Origin of the sequence: Tatumella sp. UCD-D_suzukii (assembly GCF_000611875.2) — a bacterium.
GTDB classification, from domain to species: Bacteria; Pseudomonadota; Gammaproteobacteria; order Enterobacterales; family Enterobacteriaceae; genus Tatumella; species Tatumella ptyseos.
Genome location: NZ_JFJX01000007.1, coordinates 178,329 through 203,099, shown reverse-complemented (window position 1 = coordinate 203,099; position 24,771 = coordinate 178,329). Strand labels below are relative to the sequence as shown.

19 protein-coding genes and 1 rRNA gene are annotated in these 24,771 nt (G+C 49.7%); 18 read left to right on the top strand and 2 right to left on the bottom strand.

Translation table 11 applies throughout. The features are described from left to right. Positions 1-20 precede the first annotated feature (20 nt). Positions 21-2,140, bottom strand: a 16S ribosomal RNA gene (locus CG67_RS17315). A gap of 852 nt (positions 2,141-2,992) precedes the next feature. Here CG67_RS17315 and mdtD point away from each other — a divergent pair. After that, positions 2,993-4,396, top strand: a complete 1,404-nt coding sequence (mdtD, locus tag CG67_RS03690) for a multidrug transporter subunit MdtD (RefSeq protein ID WP_025901642.1) — start codon at positions 2,993-2,995, stop codon at positions 4,394-4,396. A gap of 153 nt (positions 4,397-4,549) precedes the next feature. On the opposite strand, the gene kup is transcribed toward mdtD, so the two are convergent. After that, complete coding sequence (kup, locus tag CG67_RS03685; RefSeq protein WP_025901641.1) at positions 4,550-6,418, bottom strand: low affinity potassium transporter Kup; 1,869 nt, start codon at positions 6,416-6,418, stop codon at positions 4,550-4,552. A 261-nt stretch (positions 6,419-6,679) separates the two neighbouring features. Here kup and ravA point away from each other — a divergent pair, with 261 nt between their 5' ends. The 17 genes from ravA to CG67_RS03600 all read left to right on the top strand — a co-directional run bounded on the left by ravA (position 6,680) and on the right by CG67_RS03600 (position 24,531). Then, positions 6,680-8,176: an ATPase RavA gene (gene ravA, locus CG67_RS03680; RefSeq protein ID WP_025901640.1), complete on the top strand. Its 1,497-nt coding sequence runs from the start codon at positions 6,680-6,682 to the stop codon at positions 8,174-8,176. Next, positions 8,173-9,633 carry an ATPase RavA stimulator ViaA gene (gene viaA, locus CG67_RS03675; RefSeq protein WP_025901639.1) on the top strand — a complete coding sequence of 487 codons (1,461 nt, stop codon included), beginning with the start codon at positions 8,173-8,175 and terminating at the stop codon, positions 9,631-9,633. Before ravA ends, viaA begins: the two co-directional genes overlap by 4 nt. Positions 9,634-9,697: 64 nt before the next feature. After that, positions 9,698-11,830 carry a 5-histidylcysteine sulfoxide synthase gene (ovoA, locus tag CG67_RS03670; protein WP_025901638.1) on the top strand — a complete coding sequence of 711 codons (2,133 nt, stop codon included), beginning with the start codon at positions 9,698-9,700 and terminating at the stop codon, positions 11,828-11,830. A 104-nt stretch (positions 11,831-11,934) separates the two neighbouring features. Then, on the top strand, positions 11,935-12,396 hold the full coding sequence (asnC, locus tag CG67_RS03665; RefSeq protein ID WP_025901637.1) for a transcriptional regulator AsnC: 462 nt from the start codon (positions 11,935-11,937) through the stop codon (positions 12,394-12,396). 154 nt (positions 12,397-12,550) lie between these two features. Further along, entirely contained in the window at positions 12,551-12,991 is a 441-nt protein-coding gene (gene mioC, locus CG67_RS03660; RefSeq protein ID WP_025901636.1) for an FMN-binding protein MioC, read from the top strand. Between the two features lie 440 nt (positions 12,992-13,431). Further along, complete coding sequence (gene mnmG / locus CG67_RS03655) at positions 13,432-15,321, top strand: tRNA uridine-5-carboxymethylaminomethyl(34) synthesis enzyme MnmG (protein WP_025901635.1); 1,890 nt, start codon at positions 13,432-13,434, stop codon at positions 15,319-15,321. Positions 15,322-15,378: 57 nt separating this feature from the next. Further along, complete coding sequence (rsmG, locus tag CG67_RS03650; RefSeq protein ID WP_025901634.1) at positions 15,379-15,999, top strand: 16S rRNA (guanine(527)-N(7))-methyltransferase RsmG; 621 nt, start codon at positions 15,379-15,381, stop codon at positions 15,997-15,999. A 629-nt stretch (positions 16,000-16,628) separates the two neighbouring features. Then, a complete protein-coding gene (locus CG67_RS03645) occupies positions 16,629-16,922 on the top strand; it encodes a hypothetical protein (RefSeq protein WP_025901633.1) in 294 nt (97 codons plus the stop codon). A 629-nt stretch (positions 16,923-17,551) separates the two neighbouring features. After that, the gene (atpI, locus tag CG67_RS03640) at positions 17,552-17,932 is read left to right on the top strand and encodes a F0F1 ATP synthase subunit I (protein WP_025901632.1); all 381 of its coding nucleotides are present in this window, start codon (positions 17,552-17,554) and stop codon (positions 17,930-17,932) included. A gap of 8 nt (positions 17,933-17,940) precedes the next feature. Continuing rightward, complete coding sequence (atpB, locus tag CG67_RS03635; RefSeq protein WP_025901631.1) at positions 17,941-18,759, top strand: F0F1 ATP synthase subunit A; 819 nt, start codon at positions 17,941-17,943, stop codon at positions 18,757-18,759. Positions 18,760-18,809: 50 nt separating this feature from the next. Beyond that, on the top strand, positions 18,810-19,049 hold the full coding sequence (gene atpE / locus CG67_RS03630) for a F0F1 ATP synthase subunit C (protein WP_025901630.1): 240 nt from the start codon (positions 18,810-18,812) through the stop codon (positions 19,047-19,049). A 116-nt stretch (positions 19,050-19,165) separates the two neighbouring features. Then, positions 19,166-19,636 carry a F0F1 ATP synthase subunit B gene (atpF, locus tag CG67_RS03625; protein WP_025901629.1) on the top strand — a complete coding sequence of 157 codons (471 nt, stop codon included), beginning with the start codon at positions 19,166-19,168 and terminating at the stop codon, positions 19,634-19,636. Positions 19,637-19,650: 14 nt separating this feature from the next. Next, positions 19,651-20,184, top strand: coding sequence for a F0F1 ATP synthase subunit delta (gene atpH, locus CG67_RS03620; RefSeq protein WP_025901628.1), 534 nt, complete (start codon positions 19,651-19,653; stop codon positions 20,182-20,184). Positions 20,185-20,198: 14 nt separating this feature from the next. Next, positions 20,199-21,740 (top strand): F0F1 ATP synthase subunit alpha, encoded by a 1,542-nt coding sequence (gene atpA / locus CG67_RS03615; protein ID WP_025901627.1) that lies wholly within the window; start codon positions 20,199-20,201, stop codon positions 21,738-21,740. Positions 21,741-21,792: 52 nt separating this feature from the next. Then, entirely contained in the window at positions 21,793-22,659 is an 867-nt protein-coding gene (gene atpG / locus CG67_RS03610) for a F0F1 ATP synthase subunit gamma (protein WP_025901626.1), read from the top strand. A 30-nt stretch (positions 22,660-22,689) separates the two neighbouring features. Next, a complete protein-coding gene (gene atpD, locus CG67_RS03605; RefSeq protein ID WP_025901625.1) occupies positions 22,690-24,087 on the top strand; it encodes a F0F1 ATP synthase subunit beta in 1,398 nt (465 codons plus the stop codon). A gap of 24 nt (positions 24,088-24,111) precedes the next feature. Continuing rightward, positions 24,112-24,531, top strand: coding sequence for a F0F1 ATP synthase subunit epsilon (locus tag CG67_RS03600; protein WP_025901624.1), 420 nt, complete (start codon positions 24,112-24,114; stop codon positions 24,529-24,531). The last annotated feature ends 240 nt before the right edge of the window (positions 24,532-24,771 follow it).

Sequence of the window (24,771 nt, the reverse complement as noted above, 5' to 3'; positions counted from 1 at the left end):
CGCGGGAGTGTATCTTCAGGTAAGGAGGTGATCCAACCGCAGGTTCCCCTACGGTTACCTTGTTACGACTTCACCCCAGTCATGAATCACAAAGTGGTAAACGCCCTCCCGAAGGTTAAGCTATCTACTTCTTTTGCAACCCACTCCCATGGTGTGACGGGCGGTGTGTACAAGGCCCGGGAACGTATTCACCGTAGCATTCTGATCTACGATTACTAGCGATTCCGACTTCATGGAGTCGAGTTGCAGACTCCAATCCGGACTACGACGCACTTTATGAGGTCCGCTTGCTCTCGCGAGGTCGCTTCTCTTTGTATGCGCCATTGTAGCACGTGTGTAGCCCTACTCGTAAGGGCCATGATGACTTGACGTCATCCCCACCTTCCTCCGGTTTATCACCGGCAGTCTCCTTTGAGTTCCCGACCGAATCGCTGGCAACAAAGGATAGGGGTTGCGCTCGTTGCGGGACTTAACCCAACATTTCACAACACGAGCTGACGACAGCCATGCAGCACCTGTCTCAGAGTTCCCGAAGGCACCAAGGCATCTCTGCCAAGTTCTCTGGATGTCAAGAGTAGGTAAGGTTCTTCGCGTTGCATCGAATTAAACCACATGCTCCACCGCTTGTGCGGGCCCCCGTCAATTCATTTGAGTTTTAACCTTGCGGCCGTACTCCCCAGGCGGTCGACTTAACGCGTTAGCTCCGGAAGCCACTNACAAAGGATAGGGGTTGCGCTCGTTGCGGGACTTAACCCAACATTTCACAACACGAGCTGACGACAGCCATGCAGCACCTGTCTCAGAGTTCCCGAAGGCACCAAGGCATCTCTGCCAAGTTCTCTGGATGTCAAGAGTAGGTAAGGTTCTTCGCGTTGCATCGAATTAAACCACATGCTCCACCGCTTGTGCGGGCCCCCGTCAATTCATTTGAGTTTTAACCTTGCGGCCGTACTCCCCAGGCGGTCGACTTAACGCGTTAGCTCCGGAAGCCACTCCTCAAGGGAACAGCCTCCAAGTCGACATCGTTTACGGCGTGGACTACCAGGGTATCTAATCCTGTTTGCTCCCCACGCTTTCGCACCTGAGCGTCAGTCTTTGTCCAGGGGGCCGCCTTCGCCACCGGTATTCCTCCAGATCTCTACGCATTTCACCGCTACACCTGGAATTCTACCCCCCTCTACAAGACTCTAGTCTGCCAGTTTCGAATGCAGTTCCCGGGTTGAGCCCGGGGATTTCACATCCGACTTGACAGACCGCCTGCGTGCGCTTTACGCCCAGTAATTCCGATTAACGCTTGCACCCTCCGTATTACCGCGGCTGCTGGCACGGAGTTAGCCGGTGCTTNGTATCTAATCCTGTTTGCTCCCCACGCTTTCGCACCTGAGCGTCAGTCTTTGTCCAGGGGGCCGCCTTCGCCACCGGTATTCCTCCAGATCTCTACGCATTTCACCGCTACACCTGGAATTCTACCCCCCTCTACAAGACTCTAGTCTGCCAGTTTCGAATGCAGTTCCCGGGTTGAGCCCGGGGATTTCACATCCGACTTGACAGACCGCCTGCGTGCGCTTTACGCCCAGTAATTCCGATTAACGCTTGCACCCTCCGTATTACCGCGGCTGCTGGCACGGAGTTAGCCGGTGCTTCTTCTGCGGGTAACGTCAATCAATCGTGCTATTAACACGACTGCCTTCCTCCCCGCTGAAAGTACTTTACAACCCGAAGGCCTTCTTCATACACGCGGCATGGCTGCATCAGGCTTGCGCCCATTGTGCAATATTCCCCACTGCTGCCTCCCGTAGGAGTCTGGACCGTGTCTCAGTTCCAGTGTGGCTGGTCATCCTCTCAGACCAGCTAGGGATCGTCGCCTAGGTGAGCCATTACCTCACCTACAAGCTAATCCCATCTGGGCACATCCGATGGTGCGAGGCCCGAAGGTCCCCCGCTTTGGTCTTGCGACATTATGCGGTATTAGCTACCGTTTCCAGTAGTTATCCCCCTCCATCAGGCAGTTTCCCAGACATTACTCACCCGTCCGCCACTCGTCACCCAAGGAGCAAGCTCCTCTGTGCTACCGTTCGACTTGCATGTGTTAGGCCTGCCGCCAGCGTTCAATCTGAGCCATGATCAAACTCTTCAATTTAAGTTTGATTTGCTNTCGCCTAGGTGAGCCATTACCTCACCTACAAGCTAATCCCATCTGGGCACATCCGATGGTGCGAGGCCCGAAGGTCCCCCGCTTTGGTCTTGCGACATTATGCGGTATTAGCTACCGTTTCCAGTAGTTATCCCCCTCCATCAGGCAGTTTCCCAGACATTACTCACCCGTCCGCCACTCGTCACCCAAGGAGCAAGCTCCTCTGTGCTACCGTTCGACTTGCATGTGTTAGGCCTGCCGCCAGCGTTCAATCTGAGCCATGATCAAACTCTTCAATTTAAGTTTGATTTGCTGAAACGAGTTCAGCGATGCTCAAGTGTAAAACACTCATAATGAATTTCATTATGTGTTCACTCTTAAGACTTGATATGTTTTACGTCCGGAGACGTTGATATCAATCCTGCGAGTGCCCACACAGATTGTCTGATAAATTGTTAAAGAGCGTTGCAACTCAACCGTTTAGGTTGTTGTTGCGAGGTGGCGTATATTACGCTTTTCACCTCAGGAGTCAACCACTATTTCGTGATTTTTTCTCCCGGACCGAATCGCTTCAGTCCCTGTCACGCCGTGGCGCTTAGCGCTTTGCCGTGTCAGTGGGAGCGCATTATAGGGAGATAATTTTTTCTGACAAGGGTTTATTCCAAATTAATTTCTGAGTGTCGCTTTTTTATCCATTTTGCTGTTTTATGTGCTGTTTTGAGTAAAAAAAACACTAATAGTCGCTATTTTTTCTACATACTTATTACTCTTTCCGGGATCAGTACTGAATAATGACTGAATGCTCAGCCTGAGGCTAAGGTAAATGCCGCGGCTTATCTGAAAATAAAAGGATACTTAATGGTTCGCTCTGCACGCAGTATGTCTGGCCTACCCTGGATAGCAGCGATGGCTTTCTTTATGCAGTCGCTGGACGCCACTATTCTGAATACTGCCCTGCCGGCTATTGCACACAGTATGGATCGCCCTCCGTTAGCCATGCAGTCGGCAGTCATCAGTTATACATTAACCGTGGCCATGCTTATTCCGGTAAGCGGCTGGCTGGCTGACCGGTTCGGTACACGGCGGATTTTTATTCTGGCCGTCAGTCTTTTTGCGTTAGGTTCTTTGACCTGTGCACTTTCCGGCACTCTGCCTATGCTGGTTGTTTCCCGGGTCATCCAGGGGATTGGCGGTGCCATGATGATGCCCGTAGCCCGCCTTGCGCTACTGAGGGCCTATCCCCGTAGTGAATTACTGCCTATTCTGAACTTTGTGACGATGCCAGGATTAATCGGCCCGGTACTGGGCCCGGTGTTGGGCGGGATCCTGGTTACCTATGCGACATGGCACTGGATATTTCTTATTAATATCCCGATAGCGTTAGCCGGGGTCTTTTTTGCCCGAAAATATATGCCCGATTTTACCACCCCCAAACGGCGGTTTGATGCGCCTGGCTTTTTACTGTTTGGTCTCGGGCTGGTACTGATCTCTGTTGGTATTGAGTTATTTGGTGAACAACTGGTACGCAGTTCACTGGCCGCTGCCATTCTGATTAGCGGGGTTATCCTGCTATTACTCTATATAAGACATGCCAGAAATCACCCTGCACCTCTGATAGGTCTGCCAATGTTTAAGACGCGGACCTTTTCTATCGGGATCATCGGTAATATAGCTTCGCGCTTAGGGACAGGCTCAGTTCCATTCCTGATGCCACTGATGCTACAGGTAGGGTTCGGGTATTCCGCTCTGCTCGCTGGCTGTATTATGGTTCCGACCGCTCTCGGTTCTATCCTCGCAAAATCACTGGTGACCCGGGTTCTGCGAAGCCTGGGTTATCGCCGGACTCTGGTGATTGTCACCGGAGTGATTGGCCTGTTCGTCGCAAGCTTCTCATTGCAATCACCGGGCCTTCCCTTCTGGATACTGCTGGTACCGTTATTTGTAATGGGAATGTTTATGTCGATGCAATTTACCTCCATGAACACCATCACCCTGGCCGATCTCACAGATGACAACGCCAGCTCAGGAAACAGCGTACTGGCCGTCACCCAGCAACTGGCTATCAGCTTTGGTGTGGCAGTCAGTGCTGCCGTCTTACGTTTCTGGCAAAACATTTCAGGCGAGGCGCTCTGGGATTTTCATGCCACCTTCCTGAGTATGGGGATTGTGACGCTGTTATCCGCACTGATCTTCCTGCTACTGAGACCGGAAGATGGTAAAAACCTGATTCACGATCGTGAAAAGAAAAAAGCTAAAGCGTAATCTCTTGCAACAGAAGTTCACTTCATTCACTCCGGTGCCAGACAGCATGTAATCACAGCTATCGGTAGCAGTAAGAAGAGCGAGTCCTGAGCCTTCGGTGACCAGATAGCGGGCCGATAAAAAAAGGGGGGCAGATAACCTGCCCCCCTTTTCTCAGAACTCTACCTGAGTCCCCAGTTCAATGACCCGGTTTGGCGGGATTTCAAACTGATCCGGTGCCCGTAACGCATTACGTTGCAGAGCCATAAATAACTTACCGCGCAATCGCAGATACCACGGACGTTTCCCTAAAATCAGTGACTCACGTGACATAAAGAACGAGGTATCCATCATTCTGCAGTTCAGCCCTTCCAGTCCGCACCGATGGAAGATTTCTTCTACATTTGGCGTTTCACGCCAGCCGTAGCTGGCGACCACCCGCCAGAAGGTCGGGGAGAGCTGCTCTATCGTGACACGACGAACATTATGGACATACGGGGCATCTTCGGTACGTAATGTCAGCAACACTACCCGCTCATGCAATATTTTGTTGTGTTTAAGGTTGTGCAGCATCGCAAAAGGAATGACATTCAGCACTCTGGACATAAACACCGCTGTTCCCGGCACCCGAAGTGGCGGGTTTTTCTCCAGTGACGCTATCATCGCTTCCAGGGAGTTACCGTGTTCATGCATCCTGCGCAGGACGCGGAACCGCTCGCTTTTCCAGGTCGTCATAATAATAAACATGACCAGTGCCAGACAAAGCGGCAGCCAGCCACCTGAGAAGATTTTTATCAGGTTGGCACTGAATAAAGGCACATCAATGCACAGTAATACGATGAAAATCATACCCACCAGGAAAATATTCCAGTGCCAGTTTTTACGTGCGACCGTACAGGACAGGATAGTGGTCAGGATCATCGTGCCGGTGACGGCAATACCATAAGCCGCGGCAAGATTGCTGGAATGTTTGAAACAGATAATGACCACCAGCACCGCCGAATACAGTAACCAGTTGATCATAGGGATATAGATCTGGCCGGATTCCATTTCTGACGTATGGATGATTCGCATCGGTGACAAATAACCGAGACGTACCGCCTGTCGGGTCAGTGAAAATACCCCGGAGATCACTGCCTGCGAGGCAATCACGGTGGCCAGGGTCGCCAGCAGTAACATCGGGATCAAAGCCCAGTCCGGTGCCAGCAGGAAGAACGGGTTTTTAATGGCATCAGGATGAGCAAGCAATAATGCGCCCTGACCAAAATAGTTGAGAACCAGTGAAGGCAGAACCACACAAAACCAGGCGATACGTATCGGTAATTTCCCGAAATGCCCCATATCGGCATATAAGGCTTCAACCCCGGTAATAGACAGGACTACCGCACCCAGCGCAAAAAAGGACACCATTTTGTAATGCAGGAAAAACTCAACCGCATGCCAGGGGTTCAGCGCCTGTAATACGACCGGATTCTTTATAATACTGTTAACGCCCAGCACCGCCAGGACGACAAACCAGATAAGCATGACCGGTGCAAACATTTTGCCCACAAGCCCGGTACCATGTTTCTGGATCAGAAAAAGAAGAGTCAGTACAGCAATGGAGAGAGGGACAATATAAGCATCCAGTGAGGGGGCCGCAATTTCCAGGCCTTCCATCGCAGACATTACCGAGATGGCAGGCGTAATAACGACCTCGCCATAGAAGAAACTCCCGCCGACCAGCCCCATAATAAGCAAGATAGCGGTGGCCCGGGCACCGGTATTTCGTCCGGCAAGAGACATCAGTGTCAGGATCCCGCCTTCACCGGCATTATCCGCCCGCATGACGTAGCTGATATATTTCAGAGAAACGACAAGGATTAATAACCAGAAAATCAATGACAGAAAGCCAAACACTGACTCCTGCTCGATGCCGAAACCAAATTGCCCCGAAAGACACTCACGTAGTGTATACAGCGGGCTGGTACCTATATCACCATAAACCACACCGATAGCTGCTAGCGTCAATGCGCCGGTTGATTGTTTGTTATTTGAGCTCATATCATTTTATCTTGTTTTTAACCAGTCCCGTAAAAACGTGCCTTATTAACTGCTAAAGTGGCACAGTATGCACTTATTCATCAGAAAACCCACCCGGTATTGATAAAAGGTCTCTAAAATTCATTATTAACCCGTTGCAGAACCCTGCAGTAATAAGACAATCTTAAAGGTTATCATTTAGCACCCCCTCTGCCGGTTTGTCATGGCAAGATGCCGGAAAGACCGCACTCCGGCGGTGATTACAAGGACTCAATTATTATTATGGCATTGACTCATCTTTTAGCTGACAGAATTACGCGCCTCAGCGATATGCTGGAAAAAGGGCTGTATGAAAGACACCATACTATCCGGTTGTGTCTGCTGGCAGCTCTTTGTGGTGAAAGCGTATTCCTGATGGGTCCCCCCGGCATTGCCAAAAGTCTGATTGCCCGTCGGCTGAAATATGCATTTCAGGATGCCCGTGCTTTTGAATATCTGATGACCCGCTTTTCAACTCCTGAAGAAGTCTTTGGTCCGCTCTCTATTCAGGCGCTAAAAGATGAAGGACGTTATCAGCGTCTGACCAAAGGCTATCTTCCTGAAGCGGAAATAGTGTTCCTGGATGAAATATGGAAAGCGGGACCGGCCATCCTGAATACGTTACTCACAGCCATTAATGAACGCCGGTTTCGTAACGGTGACAGTGAGGCCACCATCCCGATGCGATTACTGATCACCGCATCCAATGAATTCCCGGAAGAAGACAGTGGCCTGACCGCCCTCTATGACCGTATGCTGATACGACTATGCCTTGATAATGTCAGTAGCAAAAATAATTTCCGTAATATGCTGATCGCCTCAGGAGAAGACACCGTGCTTTCTTCGTGGGGATCTTTACGTATTACCCATGACGAATATCAGCAATGGCAGAAAAATATTACCCGCATCGCCCTGCCGGATCCTGTTTTTGAGCTGATTTACCGGTTACGCCACCAGCTGGAAAATCAGGCTGAAGCGCCCTATATCTCAGACCGCCGCTGGAAGAAAGCCACCCGGTTACTGCAGGCTAGCGCATTTTTCAGTGGGCGTGAGTCAATTGCACCTGTGGACCTGATATTACTGAAAGACTGTTTATGGCACGACACAGCCTCCATGCAACTGATTGAGCAGGAAATACGATCACTGGTCACCGGGTACGGATGGGAGCAACAGGCAATATTACTCAAACTGCAACAGCTGCAAGCCCGCAGGATCACACTGCAACAACAGACGAACGAGCAACAAATATTAACGCTGGAAAAACAAAGCTCACTGTTTGGCCGGAAAGCGCATCCATCCTTGCCGCAAGACCTGACAGAGGAACAGCTGACGCTGATACTGCTGCACCCCCTGACACTGCATGATTTAAAAGTATCGCATCTGGTGATCAACAGAGGATCACTGAACCAATGGTTGCAGAAAGGCGGAGAGATTAAAGGCAAACTTAACGGGATGGGCTTTGCACAATCACTGGATTTATATATTGATGAACGGAACCGGTTGAATATCCGGGATATCAGTCTGCAATCCTCCGGGCTGAGTGCGTCTCCCCGCCGCCCGGACAATACGCTGCCCGAGGAAATCGCCCTCGGCCTGCAGGCCCTGAAAGAACAGTTACAGGCACAACGTTTACTGTTCCGTCAGCATCAGCAATGCCTTTTCATCGACGATCAGTGGCTGGCGGTGATTGAACACAGCCTGCAGGATGTGGCCGATCAGATAGAACAGGCAATGCAATGATTTCTATCGATACACTGCTAAGTCTGCTGTCATTTAATGATTACGATACAGTGAATGACTTTCTGACAACACTACTGGCTGCCCCGCAGCTGGTGATGTTTCTGGAAAAAAGCCCGGCGCTAAAAAAAGCACTGTTGCGTGATTTACCTGCGATTAAAGCCGCCATCAGCGAAGAGCAGAAAAATACACCGGTACCGGCGACGCTGGCTCAGGAGTTTGCGCTCTATACCCGGCAAAGAGCGCTCAGCCTGTATACCTTCAGCCAGCAGTTGCCTGAAACCCTGCAGGCTCTGGAACAGCTCAACTCTCCGTTTACAGAAGAAGCGGAAAAACTGAGGAGACAGGCCGATGACACCCTGTTTACGCCGGCACAACACAGCCTTTTCTTTCAACGCTGGCGGCTGAACCTGACGTTACAGACGGCAAGCCTGAATGAAAACCTGCTGGAACAGCACAGAGATCGCATAATCAATGAATTACAGCAACGGATTACGCTCACCGGTCAACTATCCCCCTTGCTGGAAGAAGACGAAGAAGCCGCCGCCGGCCAGTTATGGGACAGGAGTAAAGCCCCATTACAAAAGGGAGATGCAGATTTAATTATTGAATACAGCGAATTTCTGAAAACACATCCTGAGCTTTCCTCTCTGGCAGCACAATTAGGGCGCAGCCACGGATCCGCGGCAGAACCTGCAGAAGAAACCGCCATGGGTGTACAGAAAGTCCGGGTCCCTCATACGGAGTCCGTTCCTGAAGAGGTGAGCGGCATCCACCAAAGCGATGATATTTTACGTCTGCTGCCGACGGAACTGGCAGCGCTGAGCATCACGGAACTTGAACTGGAATTTTATCGCCGGCTGGTGGAAAAACGTCTGCTGACCTATCAGCTTCAGGGAGAATCATCTCATGAAGAACTCCGGCACCACCCCGTGACCGGACACAGGAAAGACCCGACCCCGGCGGGCCCTTTTATTGTCTGTGTGGATACTTCCGGCTCGATGGGTGGATTTAATGAACGCTGTGCAAAGGGATTCTGCCTCGCTTTACTTAAAATCGCGCTCACCGGAAAGCGCCGTTGCCACGTGATGTTATTTGCCAGTGAAGTTATCCATTACGAACTGACCGCAGAAGATGGCCTGCAACAGGCCACCCGTTTTCTGAGCCAGCGATTCCGTGGCGGGACCGATCTGGCACAATGCCTGAATACGGTCAGTGACTACCTGGAAACTGAAGCCTGGCGGGATGCGGATGCCGTCATTATCTCTGACTTTATCGCCCAGCGACTGCCGAAAGAATTGATCCAGCGGCTGGAGAAGATCCGCCAGCAACGGCAACAGCGATTCCATGCCGTCACACTTTCACCGCACGGTAAGCCCGGGATCCTGCGAATATTTGACCATATCTGGACATTTGATACCCGGCTAAGGATGCGATTACTGCGACGCCTGAAAAGGTAGGGCTATGCTGATTCTCTGCTATAGTCAGTATATATATGCCTTTGCATAGCGGAGCCCTTCAGTAATGATACCCGACCGTCAGCCACACCTGCCTTTACCGTCTTATACGGTTCCTTTAACCGGTAAAAATGCCTCAGAAAAACGTCAACAGATCCTGGAATATTTTCTTCACAGCTGGGAACTGTATGAGAGCCTGTTTGAATGCCTGGAGAGTCCGGATGCCTGGACGACAAAGGCTATTTCTTTGCGGCATCCGCTTATTTTCTATTATGCCCATACTGCAACCTTTTATATTAATAAGCTGATTGCAGGCGGATATCTCGACACCCGTATTGATGCCACGCTCGAGTCCATGATGGCTATCGGAGTGGATGAAATGAGCTGGGATGACCTGGATGACCAGCATTACCCATGGCCACCGGTCAGCGATGTCAAAGCGTACCGTCAGAAAGTAAAGCAGCAGGTGCTTCATTTTATTGAAGAGATGCCGCTGGACCTGCCTGTCAGTTGGGACAGCCCGGCATGGGTGATCCTGATGGGGATCGAACATGAAAGGATCCACCTTGAAACCTCCAGTGTGCTCATCCGCCAGCTTCCCCTCAGCCAGGTAAAGCCCTCTCCGTTCTGGCCCCATTGCCCCCGGGCAAGGCATCAGCGCTCACAGGTCCCGGAAAATAGCCTGGTCACGATTGAAGGGGGTCCGGTATCACTGGGTAAAGAAGATGAGACGTACGGCTGGGATAATGAATACGGCTTTCAGCAAACAGAAGTCAGTCCCTTTATGGCCAGCCAAATGCTGGTCAGTCATGCGGAATTTCTGGCATTTGTACAGGCCGGCGGCTACCACACGCGTCGTTTCTGGGACGAAGAAGGCTGGCAATGGCGTGAGTTTGCCCGTGCCGAACACCCGACCTTCTGGGTGGGTGATGTATTGCAACCCGATCAGCTTAAATTACGACTGATGACGGAAGAAGTCCCGATGCCCTGGGACTGGCCAGCCGAAGTGAATCAGCTCGAAGCTGCGGCATTTTGTCGCTGGAAAGCAGAAATGCTGGGGGAGCCGGTCCAGCTCCCCTCAGAAGCAGAGTGGTACCTGTTACGTCAGCGCATACATGAGCCTGCTGCCGGTGAACCTCTGCCTGCAAATATCAATCTAAGCTATGCCGCCTCACCGTGTCCGGTGGATCTTTTTCCGCAGGAGGGGTTTTACGATATCGTCGGGAATGTCTGGCAGTGGACGACGACACCTATCAGTGGTTTCCCCGGGTTCAAAGTACATCCGTTGTATGACGATTTTTCGACACCGACGTTTGACGGAAAACACAATCTGATTAAAGGCGGCAGCTTCATTTCGACAGGAAACGAGACGCTGAAATCAGCCCGATATGCATTTCGACGGCATTTCTTTCAGCATGCCGGTTTCCGGTATGTGATCTCATCTCACCAGGAAACGCAGAAAGTGAACCCCTATGAAACAGACCTGATGGTCTCACAATATCTGGATTTTCAGTACGGTCCGGATAAGTTCGGTATCGCCAATTATGCGAAGGTACTGGTGGAGAAAGCCCTGCCCTGGTGTGAGTCGCGGGCACATGCCCTGGATATCGGCTGTGCAACCGGCCGCGCAACATTTGAATTGTCACGTTATTTCTCTCAGGTGACCGGCATGGATTATTCGGCACGCTTTATTGATGTGGCAGAAAAGCTTTCTGCGGGAGAAGAGTTCCGCTACCAGATCCCGAGTGAAGGTGAGCTGGTGGATTACCGGACATTACAGCTAAACGATGCCTTACCTGACTATGCTGCACAAGGACCTGTACATTTTACGCAGGGTGATGCCTGTAACCTGAAAGCCCGTCCGGGAGCGTTTGACCTGGTTTTCGCCTCAAATCTGCTGGACAGACTGCGTGAACCCCGGCGTTTTCTGGAGAACATTACGCCGATGCTGCGTCCGGGTGGGATCTTACTGCTCTCTTCACCTTATACCTGGCTTGAAGAATATACGCCTAAAGAGAACTGGCTGGGCGGAGTCCGTGAGAACGGAGAAGCAGTGACAACCTTACAGGCATTACGGCGCATTCTGCAGGCCGATTTTGAGGAGATTACGCCGCCGGAGGACATTCCCTTTGTGATCAGAGAAACGTCCCGCAAATATCAGCATACGTTGGCTCAGCTGACGCTCTGGCGTAAAAAATAGTGGCCCGGCAGGAATAGCTGGCTCCGGTCAGCTATTCCTTGCCAGCCTGCGCCAGGGGGATTACTGTCACTGTTTACCTTACCCCTGATATAGAAGGAAACAGGATGGCTGATACGCTGCAACTCGATCAACTTGATCGCGATATCCTTAACGCCCTGCTGAATAATGCCAAAACGGCCTATGCTGAACTTGCAAAACAGTTCAGTGTGAGTGCCGGTACCATTCATGTCCGTGTCGAAAAAATGCGTCAGGCCGGGATTATCCTGGGTACCCGCATTGATGTTGATCCAAAAAAACTCGGGTTCGATGTCTGCTGTTTTATCGGCATTATTCTAAAAAGTGCCCGTGATTATCCTGCCGCGCTGAGCAAACTGGAAGCGCTCGACGAAGTTGTGGAGGCCTGGTACACCACCGGCCATTACAGCGTGTTTATCAAGGTGATGTGTCGCTCTATCGATGCCCTTCAACAGGTGCTTATCAATAAGATACAAACCATTGATGAAATTCAGTCCACCGAAACGCTTATCTCTTTACAGAATCCGATCATGCGAACCATCAAGCCCTGATCCTCAGGGCCATTGTGGATAACCTTATTCATGAACGCCCCCTGAACTGGCCGCCTTTCCCGCAGAAAATAAAAAATGAATAACCCTGTTGTCCACAGGTGGATCACTGCTTGATCACAGCGTACAATGCACGCCTTTAACAGAGGGAAGATCGATGGCGGATATTACGTTTATCACAGGCAGTACCCTGGGCAGTGCCGAATACGTCGCTGAAGATCTGGCTGAAATTGCAGAAGCAAAGGGGCTTTCTGCCGAAGTTCTGCACGGGCCTGCTTATGATGACGTACCGGCGACAGGGATCTGGCTACTGATCAGCTCAACACATGGTGCCGGTGAAATACCGGATAACCTGTTACCGTTTTTTCAGACGCTTTCAGAGACCCAACCGGATCTTTCAGCCGTTCGTTACGGTGCTATAGGTATCGGTAACCATGAATATGACCTGTTCTGCGGTGCTATACGGACCCTGGATCAACAATTACAGGCATTGGGAGCGACACGGATCGGCGATCGACTGGAAATAGATGTCCTGGAACACGATGTGCCTGAGGATCCGGCCACAGAATGGTTTCAACAGTGGATATCACTGATTTAGATCCCCCTGGCCACGGTGATTGATCGTTTATTTCCAATGATCCGTGGTGATTAGTCCTGTTTTGTGATCTTTTTTTTCGGTTTTTCTGTGTATAACTCACCCTTAAACGTGCGTATAACCGGTAGTTATCCAATGAATAACCCTTGCTGCTTTTTCGACCTGTGTATAAGTCACCCTTTTGATCTCAGCTTATACGTGAAAGGATCACCGATCATTCACAGCATACGATCCTTATTAGATCACTGTTAAGTAACAGGAAAAAACCCTTATCCACAAGATCAGTGGATCCTAATAAGAGATCTAACAGAAAGATCATACATAAAATAAAGATCTTTCTTTTAAACCCCTAACGATCCTGCCACTTTCGCCGGTCAGGGAATTTAAGTAGAATCCTCCCCCGGGATAGACTCCCAACCGTTAATCTACTGAGGTACTGCTCCATGTTTTATCCAGATCCTTTTGACGTCATCATCATCGGTGGTGGTCATGCAGGGACAGAAGCAGCGATGGCTGCTGCCCGAATGGGTCAGCAAACCCTGCTACTGACACACAACATCGATACGCTGGGACAAATGTCGTGTAACCCGGCAATTGGTGGTATCGGAAAGGGACATCTGGTTAAAGAAGTCGATGCTATGGGCGGCCTGATGGCACAGGCAATCGACAAAGCAGGGATCCAGTTTAGAATACTAAACAGCAGCAAAGGCCCGGCAGTCAGGGCGACCCGTGCACAAGCGGATCGCGTACTCTATCGGCAGGCAGTACGTACTGCGCTTGAAAACCAGCCTAACCTGATGATCTTCCAGCAAGCCGTGGATGATCTTATCGTCGAAAACGATCAGGTTGTGGGTGCTGTCACTCAGATGGGCTTACGCTTTCGTGCAAAAGCCGTGGTATTGACTGTCGGAACGTTCCTTGACGGTAAAATTCATATCGGTCTGGATAATTACAGTGGTGGCCGTGCCGGTGATCCTCCTTCAGTTCCGTTGGCACGCCGCTTACGTGAGCTGCCGCTGCGCGTGGATCGTCTGAAAACCGGGACACCTCCCCGCATTGATGCCAGAACGATCGATTTTTCGGTGCTGACGCCGCAACACGGTGATACACCGATGCCGGTTTTTTCGTTCATGGGGAAAGCCAGTGATCATCCGCAGCAGATGGCGTGTTACATCACGCATACCAATGAAAAAACGCATGAAGTGATCCGTAATAACCTCGATCGCAGCCCGATGTATGCCGGGGTGATCGAAGGGATCGGTCCGCGTTATTGTCCGTCGATTGAAGACAAGGTCATGCGTTTTGCCGATCGTAACGCCCATCAGATCTTCCTGGAGCCGGAAGGACTGACCAGCAACGAAATTTATCCGAACGGGATATCGACCAGTTTACCGTTTGATGTCCAGATGCAGATTGTCCGTTCTATGCATGGACTGGAAAATGCAAAAATTATTCGCCCGGGGTATGCCATTGAGTATGACTTCTTTGACCCGCGGGATCTGAAACCGACGCTTGAGAGTAAATACATCAGCGGGTTGTTCTTTGCCGGACAAATTAACGGGACTACCGGATATGAAGAAGCCGCAGCCCAGGGACTACTGGCCGGCCTGAATGCCGGGCGTTTCTCAGCAGACAAAGAAGGCTGGACCCCACGCAGGGATAACGCTTATCTCGGTGTTCTGGTCGATGACCTGTGCACCCTGGGAACCAAAGAACCGTACCGGATGTTTACCTCCCGTGCAGAATATCGTCTGATGTTGCGTGAAGACAATGCCGATCTTCGTCTGACAGCGATCGGTCGCGAACTGGGGCTGGTGGATGATGAACGCTGGGCTCATTTCAACCAGAAGCTGGAATCAGTGGAACTGGAGCGTCAGCGCTTACGTGATATCCATGTCCATCCTAAGTCCGGGAACGTTGAAGAGATCAATGCGGTACTGAGTGCCTCCCTCACCAAAGAAGCGAATGGTGAAGATTTGCTGCGCCGTCCGGAACTGACGTACGAAAAATTAATGACTTTACCAGGCTTTGGCCCCGCGCTTGCTGATCCGTCAGCCGCTGAACAGGTGGAAGTACAGGTGAAGTATGAAGGCTATATTGCCCGCCAGCTGGAAGAAATTTCGCGCCAGCAGCGTAATGAAAACACCGTATTACCTGCAGACCTCGATTACCGTAACGTGAATGGTCTTTCTAACGAGGTGATAGCGAAGCTTAACGATCATAAACCTTCTTCCATTGGTCAGGCTTCACGTATTTCAGGTATTACGCCAGCCGCCATCTCTATTTTGCTTATTTACCTGAAAAAACAGGGTTTACTTCGTAAAAGTGCCTGAGTCTTCAGTAACTGCAGGGGAAACCATTCGGTTTCCCCGCTAACAGGAATTTCCTTCGTGATTAATACTCTTTCCTCGCTACTTCACCGCGCTGGTATTTCGCTCTCCGATCAGCAAAAACATCAGCTGGTCAGTTATGTCGGTATGCTGGACAAGTGGAACAAAGCTTATAACCTGACTTCCGTTCGTGACCCTCAGCAGATGCTTATCCGCCATATTATGGACAGTATTGTTGTTGCACCTTACCTGGAAGGCCGGAAATTTATAGATGTCGGTACCGGCCCGGGATTGCCAGGTATTCCACTATCCATTGTCTGTCCGCATGCACATTTCACCTTACTGGACAGCCTGGGTAAGCGGGTTCGTTTTTTACGGCAGGTGCAGCACGAACTGAAACTGGAAAATATCACGCCGGTGCAAAGTCGGGTTGAGGCTTTTACTGACGAGCCGCTGTTTGATGGGGTGATAAGCCGGGCATTTGCTTCTTTGCAGGATATGGTGAGCTGGTGCCATCACCTGCCGGCGGCAGGGCAGGGGCGCTTTTATGCACTGAAAGGGCAGGTTCCGGATGAAGAGCTTTCTGCACTCCCTGAACATCTGGTTCTGGAATCCGTCATATCATTACAGGTACCTGACCTGGAAGGTGAGCGGCACCTGGTCATTCTGAAGCAACAATAATTCCTGAATACCCATACCGGCAAACCTTGCCGGTATTCCGCGTTTGTTTCCTCCGCCCGTAGTTAATGTCCTATTTTTACTTTTTTATGTGACCTGCCTGACATAAAAAACGTTATTAAGTCCTGATTTACTCCGCCAGAACAGAAAAACTCTCAGAAATACGGCTTTCCGTTGGATTAATGCTTTATGAAATTTTAACAGATAGTGTGCTAGCGATTCCGTGCCGGATTATCGGGGCTGGAGTATTCGTCGTGATCACTGAATAAGATAGTTTCAGTGCTAATGAGTAAATCTGTTTTATAGAATGCAGGACCAGGACGTTAACCGTAATGAGTGTTACCTCTATGATTAATTTATATTTTTGGTTTTATTTCACTGGCTGATTTTTGTTTGTTTTTACAGTGACACCGGCCTTTAATTTAAAAAACCATTTTTTTTCTTATGTAATTATTCATGAACTGCATGTTGTTAATTAAATGATTTTTTTGAATATATCGCATTGTTTACTAAGGTTTTTTTTGATATAGATTAACAGCGCAGTCTATTTACTGCAGCCTGTTCCGCAAAGCTGTCAGGCGTGTGCGGGAGCATATAATCGAAATATGGTCATTTATATATAAGGATATTTTATGAAAGAGCTTTCAGTGATCGAAACAAATCAGGTAAGCGGTGGTCTTTTTACTTTCTTCACTGGTCCTATCGGTGCAACGATGGGCTTTGCTATCGGTTCAGTGGTTGATGCCGGATGTTCGGGCCTGAACCTGAAATCGAACTTTAAAGTGTCAGGGGCTCTGTTAGGTGGAGGGATTGCCGCTATCGTCGGATTCTCGCCTATTCTGGCAACGGCCGGCATCGGGTTAGGGGTAACGGGCATTGTACAAAATGCTATCAGCATTATCGGTCAGCGCAAGTCCGCCGCCTGATAAGCGGTGTTATGTCTGATTAATCCCTTTTGTCATCACTGGCGGTAATGCCGTCAGTCTCCGGGGGATAGATTATCATCATCCCCCTTTTTAATCGTCACCCCTCCGATGATACTCAGTACCTCAATTTCCGGGGTAAGCCCGGGAATGCCTGTATTACTCCCGGACTTTCGATGGTGAATAAATTACAGCGTTTTTTTATAAATTATTCTTATTTTTTAACCTGAATATCCCGATTATATATTTTATATTTATCCTGTTTGTAAAATAATTGATAAAAAAATGAAATAATAAAACCTTTAATAACAACACTAAATGTGAGGTTAAAGGTGTTTTTCGGGAGTAGTATCTGTTGTACCGCGAAAAGAGTTCAGTTTACGAGAGGAAAACCCTGACTAAAAACGGGCCGAAAAGCTGTAAGTCTGCGATTTTTGGCGAAGATTATGGGTCAAAATTCCGTTTAAGAAAGAATTTTAAATAATTGTTCACCTTTTCTCTACTTACAGATTGAAATCGTAGGAGTGCCCCGTATAATTTGCACGGCTTTTGCTGTTCACTCCTTTGGAGTGGTAACAGTAGTTTGTGTAACACACGATATACCCAACTTAAGTAAGGGAGAGTAAGCCGTCATGTCTGTATCTCTTTATAGTTTGAGATTAGCGCGGACAGTGCTGCTTATTCAACTGGTGACTTTTTTGCTCGTCAGTTGTTTCTTTACTTTAAAAAGCATTCACTGGGGAGCTTCTGCTCTGGCAGGAGGGATGGCGGCATGGTTGCCGGCTGTCCTGTTTACGTTTCTGGCCTGGCGCCTGCAAGGGCAATTTCCGGCTAAAGGGCGTGTTGCCTGGAGTTTTGCCTTAGGTGAAGTCCTGAAAGTCTTCATCACCATCGGATTGCTTGTTGTGGCGTTGGGTGTGTTCGGGGCGGTGTTTTGGCCTCTTGGACTGAGCTGGTTATCGGTGCTGGTGGTGCAAATCATTGCACCGGTTGTAATTAACAAAAAAGGGTAAGATGCATCATGGCCGCAGGAGAAATCTCAACCCCACAGGAATATATAAGTCATCACCTGCAACATTTGCAGCTTGATTTACGTACATTCCAGTTGGTGAATGCGCACGACGCTCCGGCAACTTTCTGGACATTAAACCTGGATTCCATGTTTTTCTCTGTCGTACTGGGTCTGGTCTTTCTGGTACTGTTCCGTAAAGTAGCTAAACATGCTACCAGCGGTGTTCCGGGAAAACTGCAGGCGGCTATTGAACTGGTTGTTGGTTTCGTCGATAGCAATGTTCGTGATATGTATCACGGCAAAAGCAAACTTATCGCCCCGCTGGCACTGACAATTTTTGTCTGGGTCTTTTTAATGAACCTCATGGATCTGTTGCCAATCGATCTGCTGCCTTATCTGGGTGAGCATGTCCTTGGTTTGCCGGCATTGCGTGTTGTGCCGTCTGCAGATGTGAATGTGACATTATCTATGGCGCTGGGCGTATTTATTTTGATTCTGTTTTACAGCATCAAAATGAAAGGCGTAGGTGGTTTTGCTAAGGAACTGACTTTACAGCCTTTCAATCACCCGATCTTCATCCCCATCAACCTGATTCTTGAAGGTGTTAGCTTACTGTCTAAGCCGGTTTCTCTTGGCTTGCGACTGTTCGGTAACATGTATGCGGGTGAATTGATCTTTATCCTGATTGCGGGTCTGTTACCGTGGTGGTCACAGTGGGTTCTGAATGTGCCATGGGCCATTTTCCACATTCTGATCATCTCGTTACAGGCTTTCATTTTCATGGTCCTCACGATTGTCTATCTCTCGATGGCATCTGAAGAGCATTGATATTTTTATCTCAACACTACTGATTTAATTGAAACAAACTGGAGACTGTCATGGAAAACGTGAGTGTGGATCTGCTGTACATGGCTGCCGCTGTGATGATGGGGCTGGCGGCAATCGGTGCTGCGATCGGTATCGGCATCCTTGGTGGGAAATTCCTGGAAGGTGCTGCTCGTCAGCCTGACCTGATCCCTCTGCTGCGCACACAGTTCTTTGTTGTAATGGGTCTGGTGGATGCTATCCCTATGATCGCTGTAGGTCTGGGTCTCTACGTGATGTTTGCTGTCGCCTAGTAACGCCTGGTAATACGGTTGTTTATTCGATGAATTTCAGTGAATAAACAAACTCTGCCGTTTATCACCTGTTTGATGACGGCAGATCAAGCTAACTTAATAAGAGGCATTGTGCTGTGAATATTAATGCAACAATCCTCGGCCAGGCCATCGCGTTTATCCTGTTCGTTGCGTTTTGTATGAAGTACGTATGGCCGCCGATCATGGCTGCTATCGAGAAACGTCAGAAAGAAGTTGCTGACAGTCTCGCTTCTGCAGAACTCGCTAAAAAAGAGCTGGATATCGCTCAGGCTAATGCGTCCGACGAGCTGAAGAAAGCCAAAGAAAACGCTCAGGTTATTATTGAGCAGGCTAACAAGCGTCGTGGCCAGATTCTGGATGAAGCGAAAGCAGAAGCGGAAACTGAACGTAACAAAATCATTGCACAGGCTTACTCTGAAATTGATGCCGAGCGTAAACGTGCACGTGAAGAACTGCGTAAGCAGGTTGCGTTGCTGGCTGTTGCGGGTGCCGAGAAGATTATTGAGCGTTCCGTGGATGAAGCTGCTAATAGCGACATCGTTGATAAACTGGTCGCTGAACTGTAAGGAGGGAGGGGCTGATGTCTGAATTTACCACTGTAGCTCGCCCCTACGCCAAAGCAGCTTTTGACTTTGCTGTTGAACATCAAAGTATTGATCGCTGGCAGAATATGCTGGCTTTTACCGCTGAAGTAGCGAGTGATAAGCAGGTTTCAGGGATCCTTTCCGGTGCTCAGGCACCAGAGACCGTTTCTTCTGCTTTTATCGCGCTTTGTGGTGATCAACTCGATGAGAATGGCCAGAACCTGATTAAGGTGATGGCAGGATATAAACGTTTGAAAGCGCTTCCGGCAGTACTGGAGCAGTTCATTCAATTACGTGACGCTTATGAAGCGATTGCCGAAGTTGACGTTACTTCTGCCAACGAGTTGAGTGAAGAGCAGCTGAATAAAATCAGCGCGGCGATGGAAAAACGTTTATCACGCAAAGTTAAGCTGAATTGCAAAATCGATAAGTCTGTCATTGCAGGCGTAGTCATCCAGGCTGGTGACATGGTTATTGACGGCAGCGTCCGCGGCCGTCTTGAGCGTCTGGCAGACGACTTGCAGTCTTAAGGGGACTGGAGCATATGCAACTGAATTCCACCGAAATCAGCGAACTGATCAAGCAGCGCATTGCTCAGTTCAATGTCGTGAGCGAAGCTCACAATGAAGGTACTATTGTTTCTGTAAGTGACGGTATCATCCGCATCAACGGCCTGGCCGATGTGATGCAGGGTGAGATGATTGCCCTGCCGGGTAACCGTTACGCGATTGCACTGAACCTGGAGCGCGACTCTGTAGGTGCTGTCGTTATGGGCCCATACATGGATCTTGCCGAAGGCATGAAAGTGAAATGTACTGGCCGTATTCTGGAAGTGCCGGTTGGTCGCGGTTTACTGGGGCGTGTTGTTAACACCCTGGGTGAACCTATTGATGGTAAAGGCCCGGTTGAAAACGATGGTTTCTCACCTGTAGAAGTTATCGCACCGGGTGTTATCGATCGTCAGTCTGTTGATCAGCCTGTCCAGATTGGTTACAAAGCCGTTGATGCCATGATCCCTGTCGGTCGTGGTCAGCGTGAGCTGATCATCGGTGACCGTCAGACCGGTAAAACGGCGATGGCTATCGATGCTATCATCAACCAGCGCGACTCAGGCATTAAATGTGTCTACGTAGCGATCGGCCAGAAAGCGTCAACGATTTCTAACGTTGTACGTAAACTGGAAGAGCATGGCGCACTGGCAAATACCATTGTCGTTGTTGCTTCTGCTTCTGAGTCTGCAGCTCTGCAATACCTGGCGCCTTATGCCGGTTGTGCGATGGGTGAATACTTCCGTGACCGTGGTGAAGATGCTCTGATTGTTTACGATGACCTGTCCAAACAGGCCGTTGCTTACCGTCAGATTTCTCTGCTGCTGCGTCGTCCGCCGGGCCGTGAAGCATTCCCTGGTGACGTTTTCTACCTCCACTCCCGTCTGCTGGAGCGTGCATCACGCGTAAATGCTGAGTACGTTGAAGCATTCACTAAAGGTGCAGTGAAAGGTAAAACCGGTTCTCTGACAGCTCTGCCTATCATTGAAACTCAGGCGGGTGACGTTTCTGCGTTCGTTCCGACTAACGTAATTTCGATTACTGATGGTCAGATCTTCCTGGAATCTAACCTGTTCAACTCCGGTATCCGTCCTGCGGTTAACCCTGGGATCTCTGTATCTCGTGTGGGTGGTGCAGCACAGACTAAAATCGTCAAGAAACTGTCCGGCGGTATCCGTACTGCTCTGGCACAGTACCGTGAACTGGCAGCCTTCTCTCAGTTCGCGTCTGACCTTGATGATGCGACCCGTAAGCAGCTGGAACACGGACAGAAAGTGACTGAACTGCTGAAGCAGAAACAGTACGCTCCAATGTCTGTTGCACAGCAAGGCCTGGTCCTGTTTGCGGTTGAGCGCGGTTACCTGGGTGATGTTGAGGTTTCTAAAATCCTCAGCTTTGAGTCTTCGCTGCTGGCATTCGCCGATCGCGAACATGCTGAACTGATGCAGGAAATCAACCAAGCGGGTAACTTTAACGGCGAAATCGAAGCGAAGCTTACCGCTCTGCTCGATTCGTTTAAAGCAACTCAGTCCTGGTAATGTCTTGCGGCTTGCCTGAAGTGGCAAGCCGCCTGACTTTGAGGAGAAGCTCATGGCCGGCGCAAAAGAAATACGTAGTAAGATCGGAAGCGTAAAGAATACGCAGAAGATCACCAAAGCGATGGAAATGGTCGCCGCCTCCAAAATGCGTAAAACGCAGGAACGCATGGCGGCCAGCCGTCCGTATGCAGATGCTATTCGCAAAGTGATTGGTCACTTGGCGTTAGGCAATCTGGAATACAAGCACCCTTACCTGGAAGAGCGTGACGTTAAGCGCGTCGGCTATCTGGTCGTTTCTACCGACCGCGGGCTTTGTGGTGGTCTGAACATTAACTTGTTCAAAAAATTGCTGGCAGATATGAAAGCCTGGTCCGAAAAAGGGGTTCAGAGCGATCTGGCCATTATCGGATCTAAAGGCCTGTCTTTCTTTGGATCTGCAGGTGCTAATATTGTGGCTCAGGCGTCAGGCTTAGGTGATAAACCGGAACTGTCAGACCTGATAGGCCCGGTAAAAGTCATGCTGCAAGCCTACGATGAAGGCCGCATCGACAAACTTTATGTCGTTAGCAATAAATTTAACAACACCATGTCCCAGACTCCGGTCCTCAATCAGCTGTTACCGTTACCGGCAACAGATAATGATGAAGAACTGAAGACAAAAACATGGGATTACCTGTACGAACCCGATCCAAAAGCGCTGCTGGATACTCTGCTGCGTCGTTATGTCGAGTCTCAGGTTTATCAGGGTGTTGTAGAAAACCTGGCCAGCGAGCAGGCAGCCCGTATGGTGGCAATGAAAGCTGCAACCGATAACGGTGGCGAGCTGATCAAAGAGCTTCAGTTGGTTTACAACAAAGCCCGCCAGGCCAGCATCACCCAGGAACTTACCGAGATTGTCTCGGGAGCCTCCGCGGTTTAACCAGGTAACGAATTAGGTAGAGGATTCAAGATGGCAGCTGGAAAGATTGTCCAGATTATCGGCGCCGTAGTTGACGTCGAGTTCCCTCAGGACGCTGTACCACAGGTGTACAACGCTCTTGAGGTTGAAAATGGTGATACCCGTCTGGTGCTGGAAGTTCAGCAGCAGCTGGGCGGTGGTGTCGTTCGTACGATTGCAATGGGAACCTCTGACGGCCTGAAACGTGGCCTTAAGGTGACCGATCTGCAAAAACCGATTCAGGTACCGGTCGGTAAAGCGACGCTGGGCCGTATCATGAACGTACTGGGTCAGCCAATCGATATGAAAGGCGACCTGAAGAACGAAGATGGTAGCAATGTTGAGGTGAACTCTATTCACCGTGCAGCGCCAAGCTACGAAGAACTGGCTAACTCTACTGAGCTGCTGGAAACGGGTATCAAGGTTATCGACCTGATCTGTCCGTTTGCAAAAGGCGGTAAAGTGGGTCTGTTCGGTGGTGCGGGTGTAGGTAAGACCGTCAACATGATGGAACTGATCCGTAACATCGCTATCGAGCACTCTGGTTACTCTGTATTTGCAGGGGTGGGTGAGCGTACCCGTGAAGGTAACGACTTCTACCACGAAATGACCGAGTCTAACGTTCTGGATAAAGTTGCTCTGGTTTATGGCCAGATGAACGAGCCACCAGGAAACCGTCTGCGCGTTGCGCTGACCGGTCTGACTATGGCTGAAAAATTCCGTGACGAAGGCCGTGACGTACTGCTGTTCGTTGATAACATTTATCGTTATACCCTGGCCGGTACTGAAGTTTCAGCACTGCTGGGTCGTATGCCTTCTGCGGTAGGTTATCAGCCAACACTGGCCGAAGAAATGGGTGTTCTTCAGGAACGTATCACGTCAACCAAAACCGGTTCAATCACTTCCGTACAGGCAGTGTATGTACCTGCGGATGACCTGACTGACCCGTCTCCGGCAACAACCTTTGCTCACCTGGACTCAACAGTCACCCTGAGCCGTCAGATTGCATCCCTGGGTATTTACCCGGCGGTTGACCCGCTGGATTCCACCAGCCGTCAGCTGGATCCAATGGTTGTAGGTCAGGAGCACTATGATATCGCCCGTGGCGTGCAGTCTATTCTGCAACGTTATCAGGAACTGAAAGATATCATTGCTATTCTGGGTATGGACGAACTGTCTGAAGACGACAAACTGCTGGTTTCACGTGCACGTAAAATTCAGCGCTTCCTGTCTCAGCCATTCTTCGTTGCAGAGATCTTTACCGGTGCGCCTGGTAAGTACGTTTCTCTGAAAGACACCATCCGTGGCTTCAAAGGTATTATGGACGGTGAGTTTGACCATATGCCTGAGCAGGCTTTCTACATGGTTGGTTCTATTGACGAAGCGGTAGAAAAAGCTAAGAAACTGTAATTTCAGTTTCCCGGGAGGATTGATATGGCTAAGATTTATCACCTGGACGTTGTCAGCGCTGAACAGCAAATGTTCAGCGGTGAAGTACAACATATCCAGGTGTCAGGTAGTGAAGGTGAACTGGGTATTTTTCCCGGTCATGCCCCGCTCCTGACTGCCATCAAACCTGGTATGGTTCGTATCGTCAAAGAGAATAACAGCGAAGAGTTTATTTATCTCTCCGGTGGCATTCTGGAAGTTCAGCCAACAGCTGTCACAGTCATGGCTGATACCGCCATCCGTGGCGACGATCTGGACGAAGCTCGAGCTCTGGAAGCAAAACGTAAAGCAGAAGAACATATGAACAAAAGTCACGGCGACGTGGACTATGCTCAGGCCTCTGCTGAACTGGCGAAAGCCATTGCTAAACTGCGCGTGATCGAACTGACCAGGAAAGCGATGTAAGCAATGTAGCTCGATGGCATTGCAAAAAGCCGGTAAGTGAAAACTTACCGGCTTTTTTACGTTTCAGCCTTCCTGAGATCGGGGATGCCGATAAGACAGCTCTGCATAACTGCCCCCGTGACGCAGGCCGCATAGGAATGAGAGCACCGTCAAGAATGTTGATAATCAAACAGAGAGGATTCTGACTATAGATTATAGGGGCAGGTATCATTATCCTTATGCGTTATACTGTGTTTTTTT

Coding starts and splice junctions, on each gene's coding strand:
- mdtD (WP_025901642.1), top strand. CDS start 2,993: ATGGTTCGCTCTGCACGCAGTATGTCTGGCCTACCCTGGATAGCAGCG.
- kup (WP_025901641.1), bottom strand. CDS start 6,418: ATGAGCTCAAATAACAAACAATCAACCGGCGCATTGACGCTAGCAGCT.
- ravA (WP_025901640.1), top strand. CDS start 6,680: ATGGCATTGACTCATCTTTTAGCTGACAGAATTACGCGCCTCAGCGAT.
- viaA (WP_025901639.1), top strand. CDS start 8,173: ATGATTTCTATCGATACACTGCTAAGTCTGCTGTCATTTAATGATTAC.
- ovoA (WP_025901638.1), top strand. CDS start 9,698: ATGATACCCGACCGTCAGCCACACCTGCCTTTACCGTCTTATACGGTT.
- asnC (WP_025901637.1), top strand. CDS start 11,935: ATGGCTGATACGCTGCAACTCGATCAACTTGATCGCGATATCCTTAAC.
- mioC (WP_025901636.1), top strand. CDS start 12,551: ATGGCGGATATTACGTTTATCACAGGCAGTACCCTGGGCAGTGCCGAA.
- mnmG (WP_025901635.1), top strand. CDS start 13,432: ATGTTTTATCCAGATCCTTTTGACGTCATCATCATCGGTGGTGGTCAT.
- CG67_RS03645 (WP_025901633.1), top strand. CDS start 16,629: ATGAAAGAGCTTTCAGTGATCGAAACAAATCAGGTAAGCGGTGGTCTT.
- atpI (WP_025901632.1), top strand. CDS start 17,552: ATGTCTGTATCTCTTTATAGTTTGAGATTAGCGCGGACAGTGCTGCTT.
- atpB (WP_025901631.1), top strand. CDS start 17,941: ATGGCCGCAGGAGAAATCTCAACCCCACAGGAATATATAAGTCATCAC.
- atpE (WP_025901630.1), top strand. CDS start 18,810: ATGGAAAACGTGAGTGTGGATCTGCTGTACATGGCTGCCGCTGTGATG.
- atpH (WP_025901628.1), top strand. CDS start 19,651: ATGTCTGAATTTACCACTGTAGCTCGCCCCTACGCCAAAGCAGCTTTT.
- atpA (WP_025901627.1), top strand. CDS start 20,199: ATGCAACTGAATTCCACCGAAATCAGCGAACTGATCAAGCAGCGCATT.
- atpG (WP_025901626.1), top strand. CDS start 21,793: ATGGCCGGCGCAAAAGAAATACGTAGTAAGATCGGAAGCGTAAAGAAT.
- atpD (WP_025901625.1), top strand. CDS start 22,690: ATGGCAGCTGGAAAGATTGTCCAGATTATCGGCGCCGTAGTTGACGTC.
- CG67_RS03600 (WP_025901624.1), top strand. CDS start 24,112: ATGGCTAAGATTTATCACCTGGACGTTGTCAGCGCTGAACAGCAAATG.